This window comes from Enterobacter cloacae complex sp. P16RS2, from assembly GCF_014982155.1.
Classification (GTDB): Bacteria; Pseudomonadota; Gammaproteobacteria; order Enterobacterales; family Enterobacteriaceae; genus Enterobacter; species Enterobacter cloacae_M.
Window position 1 is genome coordinate 297017 of sequence record NZ_JADCKW010000009.1, and the last position, 16502, is coordinate 313518.

The following is a 16502-nucleotide window of genomic DNA, read 5'->3' on the forward strand; positions in this document are numbered from 1 at the left end:
TCCTCGCCCGCCGGTGACTCAGAACGTTTCCCAGTTGCTGTCGGTGGAGGCGGTTGTCGTTGCCGGACGCAGCAGCTGTGGCGTTTTCAGACTGGCCGGGCGCGGGGCGACCGCTTTTTCTTTGCCGTTCAGACGAAATGCCGCTACCGCCTGGCGCAGCTGTTCGGACTGATCTTCCAGTGCCGCAGCCGCCGTGGCGGACTCCTGCACCAGCGCGGCGTTTTGCTGCGTCACGCTGTCCATCTGCGAAACGGCCAGGCTCACCTGCTCAATACCGCGGCTCTGCTCGTCGGAGGCTGATGAAATCTCACCCATGATATCGGTCACGCGGGTGACGGCGGCGACAATTTCCTTCATGGTGGTGCCAGCCTCGCTGACCTGCTCAGAACCGGTATTCACCCGGCTGACGGAGTTCTCGATAAGCCCTTTGATCTCTTTCGCCGCCTGCGCGCTGCGGCTCGCCAGCGTACGGACTTCACCTGCAACAACCGCAAAACCACGGCCCTGTTCCCCGGCGCGTGCCGCTTCCACCGCGGCGTTTAGCGCCAGAATGTTGGTCTGGAACGCGATGCTGTCGATCACGCCGGTAATATGCGCAATTTGCTGCGAACTGTCGGCGATTTCGTTCATGGTGCGAACTACGTTATCCACGACGTGACCGCCGCGCGCGGCCGTCTCAGAGGCGTTTTTCGCCAGCAGCGTGGCCTGACGGGCGTTATCGGAGTTCTGTTTAACCGTCGCGGTCAGCTCTTCCATGCTGGCGGCGGTCTCTTCGAGCGAGGCGGCCTGCTGCTCGGTGCGGGCGGAAAGATCGTTGCTCCCCGCAGCAATTTCGCCTGCGCCGGTGTAGATGGAATCCGTACTTCCCCGTACGGCGCTGACGGTGGTCACCAGCGACTGCTGCATCTCATGCAGGCCGGCGGCCAGCTGGCCCATCTCATTGCGACCGGAGATAGCGATCTCCTGCGTCAGGTCGCCCCCTGCAATGGCGCGAATATGGTTCATAATGGAGTGGAGAGGTTTTAACAGCAGATGTTGTAAACCCTGCCAGATGACCACCAGAACCGCGATAACGGCCAGCAGAATAGCCGCCAGCGTCCACTGCATCTGCGTGAAGCTGCTCTGGTTCTCTTCGGTTGCGGCCTTCAGCAGGGTGTTGTTTTCGGCGCGCCAGCGGTTATAGACCGCTTCCATCTCGTCCTGCGCCTGCTGCGCGTCCAGATCGCCATAGGCCTGGTAGTTGTCGGCACGCAGATACTCAATCGATAAGCGCATCACTTCGTGCATCTGGTTCCAGGACTTCTGCATCTCGTCGGTTAATGCCGCCTCCTGGCCGTTAACCTGCGGCAGCTTCTGCCACTCTTTGTTATAGGCTTCGGCTTTTGCCAGCGAGTCGGCTGCGGTGCCAAGCAGTTTATTGATCGCCGCAAGGGAAGCCGGGTCGCGCTGGTTTTTCAGGTAGCGGATCGCCACGCGGGTGACGGTGACGCGCGTTTTCACCAGCGTGTTCACGCTGTCGCTCAGGCTTTCCTGCTGGGCATTGAGCACGCCGGAATTCTGGAAGTTATGGCGATCGTTGCTGACGGCAGAGTAGAACAACCCTCCCGTGACAACTTGCAGCAGACAGAATATGGTGAGGGCAAAGATAATACCGGTAATCACGTGCAAATTTTTCAGCATAGCGGTCGTCCGTTAGAAAGGATGCAGAGGTACACCAATACTATCGTCGTATAGAATTTAAACTTTAATTTAACTCGCGCTTAACTAAGGGCTCCGGTGAGGAACCTGTTGTAAATCCGGATCATTTTTATGAGGAAGGTTAACATGAGCAGCATTGATAAAAGCGGGACGTACGCGCTCGGGACGCGGACGGTAAAACGACTGGGCTACGGTGCGATGCAGCTCGCCGGGCCGGGCGTCTTTGGTCCACCGAAGGATAAGCAGGCCGCGCTGGACGTGCTGCGCGAAGCGGTGGCGGCGGGGGTGAACCACATTGATACCAGTGATTTTTATGGTCCTCATGTCACTAACCAGCTGATCTGCGAGGCGCTTCACCCATACCGGGACGATCTGACGCTCGTCACCAAGATTGGTGCCCGCCGCAACGACAAAGGTGCCTGGCTGCCGGCCTTTTCCGCGCAGGAACTGACTCAGGCGGTGCATGACAACCTGCGTAATCTGCAGCTGGACGTGCTGGACGTGGTGAATCTGCGGATCATGTTTAGCGCACACGGGCCGGCGGAAGGGTCGATTGCGGAACCGCTCTCCACCCTGGCCGAATTACAGCAGCAGGGTCTGGTGCGTCATATTGGCCTGAGCAACGTCACGGCCACTCAGGTTGCGGAAGCCCAGAAGATGGTCCCGGTGGTGTGCGTGCAGAACATGTACAACATTGTAAACCGGGGTGACGACGCGCTGGTGGATCTGCTGGCGCAGCAGGGGATCGCGTATGTGCCGTTCTTCCCATTGGGAGGCTTTACGCCACTGCAATCTTCCGGGCTGAAGACCGTCGCGGATTCACTTGGCGCCACGCCAATGCAGGTTGCGCTGGCATGGCTACTGCAACGTTCCCCGAATATTCTGCTGATCCCGGGCACCTCTTCCGTGGCGCATTTACGGCAAAACCTCGCGGCGGGGGAGCTGCGTTTGCCGCCTGAAGCACTGGAAACGCTGAATTCGCTGAGGGATTAAAGGTGACACGCGCAAAGCCTGAAGGATGCTTCCGGCTTTGCGCGCTTAGGCTCCTGTCTGACTTTTCTGCCTGTGCAGCGCCAACGCTTCCGCCACAATCTCCTGCTTGCTCTTACGCGTCTCAAAGGCGGTGGTTCTGATGTACTCCATCAGATCGGGATCGATGCGGGCGCTCAACATCCTGAGATCGGCCTCCTTTGCCAGACCGCGTGCAACACGCTTGTCTGGATAGTCACGGGCTGGCATTGAAAATATTCTCCAGTAAGTCTTATTAATTCGTTCGGTAAAATATGCTTTTATCTGACTTAAAAGTCAATATGTAGTGACTGCATAGTGATTCTATTTTTCTATAAGTCATTATGAAGTATTTTCCTTGATGACTTTTATATGACTTATATTGGCGCGTCTCTTAACGCATTCCGGGGAGAACCGTGGGGCGGGTTATCGGCGGGCAACGTTGCTAAATTAAAACCGCTCAAACTTCAACGCGTTTGGGTTCGCCTTTGGAAATGACCTTGATCCTTGTCCATAATCCGTAATACTGTATTTATATACAGTATCTGGCGAGAAAGGCATTATGGACACTCTCTTTTCTTATCACCCAAAACAAAACATTGAATTACCTTTGTTTTTAGAACGCGTGGCCTGTGGTTTTCCCAGCCCGGCGCAGGATTATGTGGAGGATCGTCTCGATCTTAACCGGCTGGCAGTCAGACACCCCAGTGCGACCTATTTTATCAAGGTGAGTGGAGACTCCATGATTGGGGCGGGGATTGGCGACGGCGATCTGCTGGTGGTCGATCGTTCGTTAAATGCCGAACACGGGGATATCGTCGTGGCGTCGGTCGCCGGTGAGTTTACGGTGAAAGAGCTACAGACCCGCCCGGTTCTGAGACTTCTGCCGCATAATGCCCGCTATCAGCCGATTACCTTTCAGTCCGAAGAGGAGCTGCTGATCTTCGGCGTCGTCACCCACACGCTCAAAACGCATAAACATGTTCGCGCTGGTTGATGTAAATAGCTTTTACGCCTCCTGCGAGAAGGTCTTCCGCCCCGATCTGGAGGGGAAACCCATCGTGGTGGTGTCCAATAACGACGGCTGCATTATTTCGCTGTCGCGGGAGGCAAAGCAGTTCGGCATAAAAATGGGTGAGCCGTATTTTAAATTCAAAGAAAAGCTATACCCATCAAAAGTTTACGTCTTTAGCTCGAACTATGCGCTGTATGCCGATCTCAGCAGTCGGGTAATGCAGACGTTGACCGATCTCGCCCCGGCAATCGAGATTTACTCCATCGATGAGGCGTTCGTGAACGTTTCAGGGGTCAGCCACTGCCTGTCGCTGGAAGCGTTCGGTCACCAGATGCGCACAGAGGTCTTAAAAAATACGGGCCTAACCGTTGGCGTCGGTATTGCCCCGACCAAAACCCTTGCAAAGCTGGCCAACTATGCGGCGAAACGATGGTCCGGCACTGGCGGCGTGGTCGATCTCTCAGGCCGCGAGCGGCAGCGTAAGCTGCTGGAAAAGGTTCCGGTAGAGGAGGTGTGGGGGGTAGGGCGGCGCATCACGAAAAAGCTCAACGCTATGGGGATCACCACGGCGCTGGAGCTGGCGGAAGCGTCGTCCTGGGTCATCCGCAAACATTTCAACGTGGTACTGGAACGTACGGCCCGCGAGCTGCGCGGTGAGCCCTGTCTTGATCTGGAGGAGTTCACCCCCACGAAGCAACAAATCATCTGTAGCCGTTCGTTTGGACACCGTATTACCCAATATGAAGAGATGCACCAGGCTATTTGCGCCTACGCGGAACGCGCTGCGGAAAAACTGCGCGGCGAGCGTCAATACTGTCGTTTTATCAGCGTATTTGTTCGCACCAGCCCGCATGCGGACAACGAAATTTATTACGGCAATCAGGCTTCTGTCACCCTGATGACTCCCACCAATGACTCGCGCGATATCATCCGCGCCGCCACGGAGGCGCTGGGGCGTATATGGCTCGACGGCTATCGCTATATGAAAGCCGGGGTCATGCTGGCGGACTTTTTCAGCAGCGGCGTCGCCCAGCTTAATTTGTTTGATGATAATCGCCTGCGCGCCAACAGCGCGGCGCTGATGGAGATGATGGACAGCGTAAATCATTCCGGTAAAGGGAAGATATGGTTCGCCGGGCAGGGTATTGAGAAATCCTGGGCGATGAAGCGTGAGATGCTGTCACCGGCCTATACGACGCGGTACGCCGATTTGCCGGTGGCGAAGTAGAGGATGGTTGCGTTATTTCTTTTGTACTAACCAGGTTGCCGCAGCCGCCAGCGCGCCGATCAGCGGCATTTCGCCCGCTCCGGCCAGGAAGTTATGGCGATCGATCTCATTATTTTTACGGATATCCGCAAGGCGGGTAAGCGCCTCTTTTTCATCCGCAGCGCCGATCTCCTCAAACTGTTTTTCAAACCCCTGAGCGATGAGCTGAGCGGCCGCATCGGTGTTTGCGCTCTCGATCGCAATCAGGTTCGGGCCTTTTTGGAAAAAACGGTAATCCGGCATAAGTGCTCCAGAAAGAGGAGGATACGGTAAAAACACTCTATTCCTGACGGTTAAAAAATGCATGTGATTTACTGCGGAAACAATCAGTTTTTCTTCAATATTTCAGGCAGCAACTGCTCAATCACGCTGACGACCTTTCTGACGCGCAGCGGAATAAAGCGGGCGTCAGGGTAGACGGCATAGAGGAAGCGATCGGGTAACCGCCACTCGGGCAGCACCGGTATCAGCGTGCCCGCCTGCAGCGCCCTGGCCACGAGCGGTCGCTGCATGCCGCCGATACCGATGCCTGACTCCAGCGCCTGCAGCAGCGCGTCGCTGGTGTTGGCACGGAAAACGGTATTCACGCTGATCTCAACCGTTTCCTCGCCGGACATCAGGCGCAGGGGGGCATCCAGCGGAATACCGCTGAACCGTACGTGTGGCAGCGTCGCCAGCTCGCTGACGGCGTGTACCGCCTGAAAACCGGGAGCGGCAAACAGCGCGGCTTCAATACGCGCCAGCACGCGAGCCGCGTGCGCCTGCGGAGGCTCGCTGCTCAGCCGTATCGCGACATCCACGCCCTCCGTCACCAGATCGGCAAGGCGGTCATCCAGGGAAATCATCAGCTGCAGTTCGGGATGCAGGCGCTGTAGCGCCAGCAGATGCGGCAAAATGATCTGCCCCAGGCCGCTCGGCAACTGGACATGGACGCGTCCCTGAACGCGATGGTCAACAGGATGCAGACGCCTCTCCGCTTCCCCCATGGCGTCCAGAACAAGCTGCATATCACGCCGGTAACGTTCACCCTGTTCGGTCAGCTTCATCGTACGCGTCGTACGGTGCAGCAGCACCACGCCAAGCTCATCCTCAAGCGCCGCGATCTGTTGACTGACGGCGGACTGCTTAATGCCGGTCTGACGGGCGGCCGCTGAAAACGAGCCCGCTTCAGCGACGCGTAGAAAGGTAGAAATGGCGGTGAGCTTATTATTCATTTAATGATTCTGCTTATAAGTGCCATCAGTTTCAGGGGATATCTCCAGAAAAAATAATAGATCACACTGCGTCTGTCACCCTTTCCGGAGAAACACCATGAATAAGATGCAGCAACACAACGTCGCCCTGGTCGCGGGCGCCAGCGGCATTGTCGGCAGGCAGCTGGTCAACACGCTCCTGCACCATCAGTGGGAGGTGATCGGCCTCAGTCGCCGCGAGGTAACCCATCCGGACGGCATTCCCATGGTGAACGTCGATTTACTGGATGCGCAGGATACCGCAAGGGCGCTGCACGCCCTGAACGGTGTTACCCACGTCTTTTACAGTGCCTGGACGAACGCGGCGAACTGGACGGACATGGTTGAGCCGAACGTCACCATGCTGCGTAATCTGGTCAGCACCCTCGAAAAAAGGGCACCTTTGCAGACGGTAAGCCTGATGCAAGGGTACAAAGTCTATGGTGCGCATCTGGGGCCGTTTAAAACCCCGGTGCGGGAAAGCGATCCCGGCGTACCGGGTGCCGAATTTAACGCCGCGCAGCTCGCGTGGCTCAGCCAGTTTCAGCGGGGGAAACGCTGGCACTGGAATGCCATCAGGCCGGGCGTGGTGGGGAGCGCGGTACCGGGTAATGCCATGAACCTTGCGCTCAGCATCGCCCTGTACGCGTCCCTGTGCAAGGCGCTGGGGTTACCGCTGCGTTTTCCCGGTTCGGAGCAGGCCTGGCACAGCATCGTTGACCATACCGACGCCGGGCTGCTGGCCGAGGCCACGCTGTGGGCCGCCGCGTCACCTGCGGCACAGAATCAGGCGTTCAACGTAAACAATGGCGATATCTGGCGCTGGAGCGAGCTGTGGCCGCGCATCGCACGCTGGTTTGAACTGGACTCTGCGCCGCCGGTGAGGCTGTCATTTCATCAGCTGTTTAACGACTATCGCGGCGTATGGCGAGAGCTTGCCGGGGAAGGGCTGGTAGAAGCGGATATTTTGCAGCTGAGCGACGGCCATTTTGCCGATTTTGTCTTTAGCTGGAATTACGACATGTTTGGTGACGGGAGCAAGCTGCGCAGGACGGGCTTTACGCAAATGCAGGCGACCGATGAGATGTTTTTCAGCCTGTTCGCGCAGCTGAGAGCAGCGCGGATTATTCCCTGACCGTAAGGGTTGTTGTCATCAACGATCGGCGCGTTATACTCACGCGTTAATAAAAAAGGTATGGCGGGGCAGAGGGATGCACGAGAGTTTAAAAATGATATCAGTCGCGCTGCCCCTCATTGCGCTTTTCATTCTGTTAAGCTTTTTTGTCAGACGCATTCGCCAGGCAAAACGCATCATTTCAGACTGTAGCGGGATGAAAAAAATATCTGCCAACCCCTCAATATTTGGCGGGAATGCAGGTAAAGCCTGGTTTTATGATGACCTGTCTTTATATGAAGTTAAAAAAAACGCCACCCGTAAGATTGCGCTGGCTAACATCATTAAAATCGGGCCGGGAAATACCGAAATAAATAGCAGACGGGTCTGGATTGTTATTTACCGTGATGGTGCTAATGAAAAGCAAGTACAGTTTTATAACAATCTCACCCTCTGGAATCACAACTTCACGGCTTTTCTGACAGCGGTAAAAAGTGCCAATCCTGAAGCAGTCGTTAAAGAACGATCAATCCTCAATCTGTGAAATTATTCCTGCCGGGCGGCCAGCTCGTGACACAGCGCGCCAATCTGTTCCACGGCGTTCAGCAGGCGGGGCGTGGGTTCGTTTGCGCAGTTCAGCCGCAGAAAGTGCGTTAACTCCGCGGCAGGGGAAAACAGGGGGCCAGGGCTGACGCCAATACCCAGCGCCAGCGCGCGACGGTGCACCTCCAGCGCGTTGACCCGCTGAGGCAGTTCAACCCACAGCAGGAAACCGGCAGCGGGTACGTTAACGCGCGTACCGGGCGGAAAGCTCGCCTTGACCTGCGCCACGATGGCGCGAACGCCCTCTGAGATCCGGCGCTTAAGCCGCCGCAGATGGCGGTCGTAGTCGCCGCTCGCCAGAACGTCGCTCGTCGCCGCTTCCAGCAGCGGGGCGCCAGCCCATTCTCCGGCCATGCGGGCCTGTAAGACCTGCGGGGAGTAGCGTCCGGCGGCGATCCAGCCGATTCGCCATCCGGGCGCAAGCGTTTTGGACAGGGAACTGCAGTAGATCACATTCCCGCTCTGGTCGAACGCCTTGCAGGCCGGAGGGCGTTGCCCCTCGCCGACCAGGTCACCGTAAACATCGTCCTCAATAAAAGGGATTTCAGCCTCTTCAAGCAGGGCAACCAGTTCCTGCTTGCGCGCGACGGGCATGCTGGCACCCAAAGGATTTTGCACCGTGGGCGAGGCCAGAACGGCCGCGGGGCGGTGGCAGCGAATAGCGTCCGCCAGCGGTTCCAGCAGCAGACCTTCCACAGGGTCGGTGGGGATCGCCAAAGCCTTAAGGCCTAAATCCTCCAGCAGCAGGAGCGTACCAAAGTAGGCTGGCTGCTCAATCGCCACGACGTCACCCGGCTGGCACACGGCCCGAAGGGCCAGGCGCAGCGCCTGCGTCGCGCCTGCGGTAATAATGAGATCGTCCGCGCCGAACCGGGCTCCCCACTGGGCAGAGCGCGCGGCAATCTTGCTTCGCAAATCCCGCCTTCCCGGAGGCAGGCTGTAGCTCTGTCCATGCGCGTCCAGACGACGGCCCGCAGAGTGCAACGCCCGCTGCAGCGCATCTCCCGGCAGCCACGCGGGATCGGGCAGGGCGGCGCCCAGCGGGATCAGCCGGGCTTCTGCACTGCTGAACAGCGACCGGGCCACGGCGGACATGGTGACGGGGACCGGGCCCGGCGAGGAACGCGCGGGCTCCGCGCGCGGAGGCTGGCTGGTCTGACGGATGTAATAGCCTGAACGCGGGCGCGCAACGATCAGCCCCTCAGCCTCGAGGCAGCGAAGGGCCTCCAGCGCCGTCGGAAGGCTAACGCGCTCGCGTTCGGCCAGTTTGCGCGCGGAGATCATTCTGTCACCGGCGCGCAGCGCGCCGGACGTAATGGTGAGACGCAGCATATCCGCAATACGGCGATAGTGGGGAGAGGACTGGGACGGGGCAGACATGGGTAACTGTTCAGGCTAATTTTCGATAAAACTGACTATACAGCCATTGATGCGCGCCATCTATAGTGTCCGGCATGTTCAGGACAAGGAGGCATTATGCACAGCGATAACTTCAACATTTCCACCTATTTCAAACGCATAAACTATACCGGACCGGCGGGTGCCGATACGGCCACCCTGCATGCGCTGATGCGTCATCAGCTCTTTTCCGTTCCCTTTGAGAATCTGGACGTGCAGGCGGGCAAAGTTGTCTCGCTGGCGCCAGACGATATTGCCGAGAAGGTGTTAACGCAGGGGCGCGGCGGCTACTGCTACGAGGTGAACGGGCTTTTTGCCATGGCGCTGGAGGCGTTAGGGCTCCCTTACCGCTTCGTGGCGGCGCGCCCGATGTTCTACCCCGCGCGGCGGCCGAAAACCCACATGGCGATCGTCGCTGAGGTAGATAGCCGACAGTGGCTTTGCGACCTCGGTTTCGGCAGCTACGGTATTCGTGCGCCGATGGCGCTGGACACGCTTGATGTTGAGATCGCACAGGATTTCGACACGTTCCGACTGAGCCGCAGCGCGGAGGGTGAGTATTTGCTTGAGGCGAAGGTTGAGGGAGAGTGGGCCCGGCAGTACGGCTTTGATCTCACTCCTCAGGAATGGATTGATTTCGTTCCGGCCAACTACCTTAACTCCACGCATCCGGATGCCATCTTTGTGCAGAAGCGGGTGGTGGTGCAGCACAGCCCGGAAGGACGCCAGATTTTGCTGGGCGATGTGCTGAAAACCGTCACGGCGAACGGCACTGAAACGCGGAAACTGGCGGAGGATGAAATCCGCCATGTCCTGAAAGACCGTTTTGCGCTGACCGCCGCGTAATCTGCCGGGAAACGGTGGAGCCTCAGCGCAGTCCGTCTTCTGCGGCGTTGCGCTGAGCTCCCCGCTGTAACAGCAGGCTAAACGACGCGGGTAACACGGTCAGCGTCACCAGCGTCGCGACCAGCAGCCCGCCGATAATGGCATAGGCCATTGGCCCCCAGAAGACCTGATGAGAGATCGGGATCATGCCCAGGATGGCGGCGCAGGCGGTCAGGCAGATGGGTCTGGCCCGGTGCTCCGCGGCCGCCATAATCGCGGCATCGTTTGCCATCCCCTGAGCAAGATTGCTGTCAACTTCGCTAATCAGTATCACCGCGTTGCGTACGATCATCCCCGCCAGAGCGATGACGCCCAGCAGCGCGACAAACCCCATCGGCGTACCGCCGGGCAGCATAGCCAGCACGATCCCCGGCAGGCCAAACGGGGCCATCAGGAGGGCCAGCAGCATTCGGGAATAACGCCGCAGCTGAATCATCAGCAGCAACAGCATGAGGACCAGCGTTACCGGAAGAACGGTAAAGACGGAGCTGTTCCCCTTGTCCGATTCGGCAACCGCGCCGCCTTCTTCAATGCTGTAACCAGCGGGCAGGCTCGCGCGCAGCTTGTCGACCGCCGGACGCAGCGCCGCGGATACCGCTTCAGCCTTCAGCCCCGGGGCAAGATCCGTTTGCACCGTGATAAAGGGCACGCGCTGCCGACGCCAGACGACCGGATCGTCCACGCCCCAGACCGGCGTCGCGACGGCGCTGAGCGGAATTTTTTTACCGTCATTCCCCTGAATCGTGAGCGAGGAGAGGGTGGCAGTGCTGTGACGTGCATCGTCCGTGGCCCGCAGCACCACGTCGACAAGGCGGTCGTTATCCCTGATGGACGTGACAACGCTGCCGGACCAGACGGTGTTCAGCGTGCGGGCGAGGCTTTCTGACGATATTCCCGCCGCTCTGGCCGCCGTCTGATTTACCTTTAAGGTAATGACCCTCTCCGGCTCTCCGGCCGTCTGGTTAACGTCGCGTGAGAACGGAGACCGGCCAATCGCGTCCGTGAGACGGTTCGCCAACGCCCGGACCTGCAGATAATCAGGCCCGCTCACCCGGTATTTGATGGGCCAGCCGACGGGCGGCCCCAGCTCAAGGGGCGACACGCGCGTGATGATGTCGCTAAACTGCGTCGCCAGGATCCTGTTGAGCTGCGCATGCAGACGATCCCGCGCCTCAAGATCCTTAGCCACCACGACCATCTGGGCGATATTTTCATTTTCCAGCAGCACGTCCATCGGCAGGTAAAAACGGATGGCGCCCGACCCGACGTACGTCGAATAGCGATCGATGTTGCCGTTGCCGGCCAGCGCCTTTTCCAGCTTTTCCACCTCTCTTAGCGTTTTCGGCTGCGACGCGTTGGCCGGAAGCGTCAGGCTGACCAGCAGCTCTGGCCGATCCGAGGCGGGGAAAAACTCGCCCTGCATAAACGTCGTGCCGTACGCTGATAGCCCCAGCGCGGAAAGGGCGAGCAGCACGGTAGCGACTCGGTGACGCAGCGCCAGGCGTAAAAGACGTCCGTACCCGCGCGCGATCCTGCCGGGTCCCGCCGCGTGATGTCTGACTTTTTCCGGCAGCAGCCACGTGCCCGTCAGCGGCGAAAACAGGATCGCGACGGCCCAGGAGCAGAGCAGGGCAATGAGCACCACCGCAAACAGGGAAAAGCAGTATTCACCGGCGCTGGAGGCCGCAAAACCAACGGGAATAAAGCCGGCAATCATCACCAGAGTACCGGTGAGCATCGGAAATGCAGTCGTTTTAAACGCATGGGTGGCCGCATGCCGACGGGAATCCCCCGCTTCCAGCCGGGAGACCATCGTTTCGACGGCGATCATGGCGTCATCCACCAGTAGGCCCAGGGCAATAATCAGCGCCCCGAGCGAGATACGCTGAAGGCCAATACCTGCGAGCATCATGCCGGCAAACGTCATGGCGAGCACCAGCGGAATGGCCGTCGCCACCACCAGTCCGGCCCGTAACCCCAGCGAGACAAATGAAACCGCCAGCACGATCACAACGGCTTCGATAAGCACCCGGATAAACCCGCTTACCGCGTCACTGACCACCGCTGACTGATCGGCAACTTTCACCATCTCGATACCGTGCGGCAGCCCGGCGCTGAGGGCCGCCATTCTGGCATTCAGCGCAGCGCCGAAACGCAGCATGTTGCCCGTTGGCGCCATCGACACCGCCAGCCCGATAGCCGGTTTACCGTTCACCCGGTAGGCCGGGGCCGGTGGCTCGGCGATTTCCCGGGTGACGGTGGCAATGTCGGTCAGCGGAATATAGCGATTGTTCACGTGCAGCGTGACGGCGCGTAAGCTCTCTTCGGTCGTGAGCGCCCCGCTGACCTTGATCGCCATGTTCTCTTTTTCGGTACGCATCGTTCCTGCCGGGACAACCGCATTTTGCGCCCGGAGGGCGTCGGCAACCTCCTGAATATCAAGCCCCATCCCGGCCAGGCGCGCCGGAGAAAAGGCGAGAACCCACTGCTCCTGCTGTTCGCCCAGCAGGGTGGTTTTGCCTATATCCGGCAGGGACATCAGCTCGCGACGAATTGTCTCTGCGCGATCCCGCACCTCCCGCAGGGTGAAACCCTCGGGAATAAAGGCGTAAATTGTGCCGAACGTGTCGTCAAACTCGTCGTCCACGGCAGGGCCCTGCACCCCTTCAGGCAGGGACGGCGCGATGTCCTGCATTTTTTTGCGAACCTGATACCAGATATCCTGCACGCGTTGCGGGGGCGTATCGTCACGGAGGTTGACGTGGATAACGGTGCGTCCGGCCCGGGTTTCACTTTCGAGATAGTCCAGCCAGGGCGTTTCCTGCAGCTTTTTTTCAAGCGTATCGGTCAGCAGGCGGGTGGTATCCGCCACGGAGGCTCCCGGCCACTGCGCGGAGACGACGGCCGTTTTAATGGTAAAAGCCGGATCTTCGTTACGCGGCAGCTTCTCATAGCAAAACACGCCCATCGCAATTACCAGCAGCATGAAAAAGCTGACCATCTGCTGGTTCTTCAGCGCCCAGGCTGAGAGGTTAAATTTGGCTTCCGGTCCTGTGTTCATGGCTGAACCTCTCCGGCAACCACCGGCTCGCCGGATCGTAATGTGCTCACGCCCGCCGTAATCACCCTGTCGCCCGGCTCAAGGCCGGAGGCAATAATGACGGAGGAGGCCGTATAGCTCGCGGGCACCACCGCGCGCAGCTGCGCCCGCGACTGCAGGGTAATCACAAAAACGGCCGGTTTGTCGCCGACGCGGGTCAGCGCCGACGCGGGGAGGGTGTAGCCGCGCGGGGCAGACGATGGCAACGTGACGGTAACGCTGGCGCCCAGCGCCATGGCCGCCGGCGGGTTTTGCAGAGTGGCCCTGACGCGCCAGGTGCGGGTCTGAGGATCGGCCTGCGGGGTAATATCCCGCAGCGCGGCAGACGCCTGTACCGACGGGTCGCTGAGGAGTGAAACCTGCAAAACCGCCTTATCCAGAGGCGGGATCGCATCCGGAGTGGCAATATCAAACGCCACGTCGCGGGCTTCACCCGTTGCCAGCGTCAGCACGGACTGACCGTCGCTAACAACCTGTCCGGCAGAGGCGTTCACGGCGGTGATGACGCCCGCCTGCGGCGCGATCAGGCGCGTCCAGCCGAGGCTTTCGCGGGCATTTCGCCACGCGGCCTCGCTGCTTTTTAAGCGCGCGCGGGCGACAAGCCAGTCGGCACGGGCGCTGTCGAGCTGCGTGCGGGCGATAGCACCCGTTGGCATGAGCTTTTGCATTCGACTGACGTTAAGCGCGGCGACCTGGGCAGAGGCTTTGGCGCCTTCATAGTCGGCCGCGGCGCCGTCGAGCTGGTTTTGCCCGGTCGTATTATCAAGCGTGGCCAGCAGCTGTCCGGCAGTGACCCGGTCGCCAATATCAACGCTGCGCGTCAGTATCCGGCCCCCGGTCCGAAAGCTCAGGGTCGTTTCATCGTGGGCATGGATCTCACCGGTTCTTTCCAGCGCGGGAAGGGTCTGGGCGGCCCCGACGACGACATAGCGTACCGCTCGCGCAGGGTCGGGCTTATTTTCGTGTTTATCACCGCAGCCGGTCAGCGGAAAAATCGCCAGCGCAAGCAGGGCAAGGGGAAGAAAGTGCAGCCAGGAAAGGGTGCGCGCCACGCCGTACAAATGATGCAGGCAGTGGCGGAGGGAGAGAAAAAATTCGTCTGACATAACGCCGCTCCATAAAGGGAATGGCGTTATTAAATGCGCGCTACGTCGAGAAAGATTCGACGTTCTGTCAAGGCTTTATCAAGAGTGGATATTTTCATTACCGGACGGGTGCCAGGGCAATAAAATGCGCACGGCGAGGCCGCCGGTTTCCGGCAATGACGCGCTAATCTCACCCCCATGCGCCTCGCAAATCGCCCGGGCGATGGATAAACCGAGGCCGCTGCCGCCGGAATGCCGCGCGCGGGACTGCTCCTCGCGGCTAAAGCGTTTAAACATTTCCGGTAAGAACCGTGGCGAAACGCCCGGCCCGTCATCGGTAAATTCGAGGATGTAATGCCCGCTGGCGTAGTGCAGCGCCACCTCAAGGTGGCCGCCATCGCGCCCGTAACGTAGCGCATTTTCCATGAGGATGGTAACGACCTGTCCAAGACGGAACGCATCGCCTCTGAAGGGGCTGGTGCGCGGGTTGCGAAACGTTATCCGAAAATGATGCGCGTCAGCCTCGGGCATGATCCAGGCAGCCCGCTCCTGAATCAGCTCATCGAGGCAAAACGGCTGGTCCTCCAGCACGAGGTTACCCGCGTCGGCGAGCGACAGAAGGTGAAGCTCATCGGTGAGGCGGTTGAGGTGCTGGAGCTGTTTCATCACCATGCCCAGCTGCGCCGGGCTGGCATCAAACACGCCGTCTAGCATGCCCTGCAGACGCCCAATGGCGGCCGTCAGGGGCGAGCGCAGCTCGTGCGCCATCGCGACGTGCGAGGCGCGGAGCTCTTTTTCATAGCGGGCGAGCTGTCCCGTCATGGAGTTAAAGTCGGTCGCAAAGCTGACCATTTCAGCCGGCGCATCCTCGATCAGTTCCGCCTGGCGGCCAAACTGCCCGTCGGCGACATCCTTTGCCGCATCGCGAAGGCGGCTGAACTGCAGCGCCAGCGGCCGGGCGTGTTTGAGCCCCATCACCACGATAAACGGGATCATCACCAGCACCAGCAGGGCCACCGTGGCCCAGTCGGCTGAGGCGATAGACGGCGTGGAATAGCTCAGGCCCCACCAGGTGTCCACAATCGAGTGGAAGCGGGCCGGATTGGCCTGCGGGTTCTGGCTGAGCGTCAGAAACTCCTGGCGGACCGCCGCTGGCATTTTGCCCATTATCCAGTAGTTCTGAACCGCATAGCGCAGCCACATGCAGGTGGCAATGACGATCACGCTACCGATAGCCAGCGCCAGAATACGCGCGCAAATCCAGCGCCACAGAGAGGAGTGCTGATTTTTAATCATGGCTGTCTGAACCTGTAACCCACGCCGCGAACGTTGATCAGCACGCCGGAGATCCCCGCCGCTTCCAGTTTTTTACGCAGGTTATAAATATGGGTGTCCACCACGCGCTCCAGCGCCTCGCTTTCCGGCAAACAGTGCTCCAGTAAATACTGGCGGGAGAACGGGTGCGCCGGAGAACGCAGCAGCGTTGCCAGAAGCGAGAATTCCGTTGGCGTAAGATCGAGCATCACGGGCGCGTCGCCGCCGTTATCCACGCTCGCCACAATGGCGGCCACGTCCACCTCCAGCGTTTGCCAGCGAAGGATTGCTTCGTCCGTCTCTTTTTTACTGCTGCGCCGCAGCACCGCCTGCACCCGAGCCACCACTTCGCCCGGATGATAGGGCTTCACAACGTAATCATCGGCACCGTATCGCAGGGCGCCAATGCGGTCAGGGGTATCCCCCATGGCCGTGACCATGATCACCGGCACATCGCTTTTACGACGCAGGCCAGCCAGCACCTCGGTGCCGTTAAGCCCCGGCAGCATCACGTCCAGCAGAATGAGGTCGGGCTTCCACCGCTGCGCCATATCCAGCCCGGAATGACCGTCTCCGGTAATGGTCACGTCGTAATTTTCCCGCCGTAAATAGGCTTCGAGCACGCCGGCCGCATCGGCGTCATCTTCAATAATCAGCACTCTTCTGGACAACATCCGTTCACCTTGACCATTTCTTAACACTATCCCGACGATTCATTGATTCACCCAAATCATACTGCGCCAACGTTGTGTGGCCGCCCCCGTATCAGGAGGCGCCAGCGTC

15 protein-coding genes are annotated in these 16502 nt (G+C 59.3%); 6 read left to right on the forward strand and 9 right to left on the reverse strand.

Features of this window, described 5'->3' with window-relative positions:
• Nucleotides 1–18 precede the first annotated feature (18 nt).
• Entirely contained in the window at nucleotides 19–1680 is a 1662-nt protein-coding gene (locus INF68_RS06465) for a methyl-accepting chemotaxis protein (protein WP_039262714.1), read from the reverse strand.
• 144 nt (nucleotides 1681–1824) lie between these two features.
• Between INF68_RS06465 and INF68_RS06470 the strand changes: the two genes are divergently transcribed.
• Nucleotides 1825–2691 carry an aldo/keto reductase family oxidoreductase gene (locus tag INF68_RS06470; RefSeq protein WP_045401290.1) on the forward strand — a complete coding sequence of 289 codons (867 nt, stop codon included), beginning with the start codon at nucleotides 1825–1827 and terminating at the stop codon, nucleotides 2689–2691.
• A 45-nt stretch (nucleotides 2692–2736) separates the two neighbouring features.
• On the opposite strand, the gene INF68_RS06475 is transcribed toward INF68_RS06470, so the two are convergent.
• Nucleotides 2737–2937, reverse strand: coding sequence for a hypothetical protein (locus tag INF68_RS06475; protein WP_023311485.1), 201 nt, complete (start codon nucleotides 2935–2937; stop codon nucleotides 2737–2739).
• A gap of 331 nt (nucleotides 2938–3268) precedes the next feature.
• Between INF68_RS06475 and umuD the strand changes: the two genes are divergently transcribed.
• Together umuD and umuC are read left to right on the forward strand one after the other, a co-directional pair.
• Entirely contained in the window at nucleotides 3269–3703 is a 435-nt protein-coding gene (gene umuD / locus INF68_RS06480; RefSeq protein WP_126786122.1) for a translesion error-prone DNA polymerase V autoproteolytic subunit, read from the forward strand.
• Nucleotides 3687–4949, forward strand: coding sequence for a translesion error-prone DNA polymerase V subunit UmuC (gene umuC, locus INF68_RS06485; RefSeq protein ID WP_126786121.1), 1263 nt, complete (start codon nucleotides 3687–3689; stop codon nucleotides 4947–4949). The genes umuD and umuC overlap by 17 nt, the downstream gene beginning before the upstream one ends.
• Before the next feature lie 12 nt (nucleotides 4950–4961).
• Here umuC and INF68_RS06490 read toward each other — a convergent pair whose 3' ends face one another.
• On the reverse strand, nucleotides 4962–5231 hold the full coding sequence (locus tag INF68_RS06490) for a hypothetical protein (protein ID WP_126786120.1): 270 nt from the start codon (nucleotides 5229–5231) through the stop codon (nucleotides 4962–4964).
• A gap of 83 nt (nucleotides 5232–5314) precedes the next feature.
• A complete protein-coding gene (locus INF68_RS06495; RefSeq protein WP_126786119.1) occupies nucleotides 5315–6202 on the reverse strand; it encodes a LysR family transcriptional regulator in 888 nt (295 codons plus the stop codon).
• 97 nt (nucleotides 6203–6299) lie between these two features.
• Here INF68_RS06495 and INF68_RS06500 point away from each other — a divergent pair, with 97 nt between their 5' ends.
• Nucleotides 6300–7355: an SDR family oxidoreductase gene (locus INF68_RS06500; RefSeq protein WP_126786118.1), complete on the forward strand. Its 1056-nt coding sequence runs from the start codon at nucleotides 6300–6302 to the stop codon at nucleotides 7353–7355.
• A gap of 76 nt (nucleotides 7356–7431) precedes the next feature.
• Nucleotides 7432–7878 (forward strand): hypothetical protein, encoded by a 447-nt coding sequence (locus INF68_RS06505; RefSeq protein WP_126786117.1) that lies wholly within the window; start codon nucleotides 7432–7434, stop codon nucleotides 7876–7878.
• Nucleotides 7879–7880: 2 nt separating this feature from the next.
• On the opposite strand, the gene INF68_RS06510 is transcribed toward INF68_RS06505, so the two are convergent.
• Nucleotides 7881–9317, reverse strand: a complete 1437-nt coding sequence (locus INF68_RS06510) for a PLP-dependent aminotransferase family protein (RefSeq protein WP_126786116.1) — start codon at nucleotides 9315–9317, stop codon at nucleotides 7881–7883.
• 96 nt (nucleotides 9318–9413) lie between these two features.
• On the opposite strand from INF68_RS06510, the gene INF68_RS06515 reads away from it, so the two are divergent.
• Entirely contained in the window at nucleotides 9414–10181 is a 768-nt protein-coding gene (locus tag INF68_RS06515) for an arylamine N-acetyltransferase (RefSeq protein ID WP_126786115.1), read from the forward strand.
• A 22-nt stretch (nucleotides 10182–10203) separates the two neighbouring features.
• Here the strand turns inward: INF68_RS06515 and INF68_RS06520 are convergent, their stop codons facing one another.
• The 4 genes from INF68_RS06520 to INF68_RS06535 form a co-directional block, all read right to left on the reverse strand.
• Nucleotides 10204–13281, reverse strand: coding sequence for an efflux RND transporter permease subunit (locus INF68_RS06520; protein WP_193525281.1), 3078 nt, complete (start codon nucleotides 13279–13281; stop codon nucleotides 10204–10206).
• A complete protein-coding gene (locus tag INF68_RS06525) occupies nucleotides 13278–14426 on the reverse strand; it encodes an efflux RND transporter periplasmic adaptor subunit (RefSeq protein WP_126786113.1) in 1149 nt (382 codons plus the stop codon). Before INF68_RS06525 ends, INF68_RS06520 begins: the two co-directional genes overlap by 4 nt.
• Before the next feature lie 78 nt (nucleotides 14427–14504).
• Nucleotides 14505–15701 (reverse strand): cell wall metabolism sensor histidine kinase WalK, encoded by a 1197-nt coding sequence (locus INF68_RS06530; protein ID WP_126786112.1) that lies wholly within the window; start codon nucleotides 15699–15701, stop codon nucleotides 14505–14507.
• Nucleotides 15698–16393 (reverse strand): response regulator, encoded by a 696-nt coding sequence (locus INF68_RS06535; protein WP_029739347.1) that lies wholly within the window; start codon nucleotides 16391–16393, stop codon nucleotides 15698–15700. Before INF68_RS06535 ends, INF68_RS06530 begins: the two co-directional genes overlap by 4 nt.
• Between the last annotated feature and the right edge of the window lie 109 nt (nucleotides 16394–16502).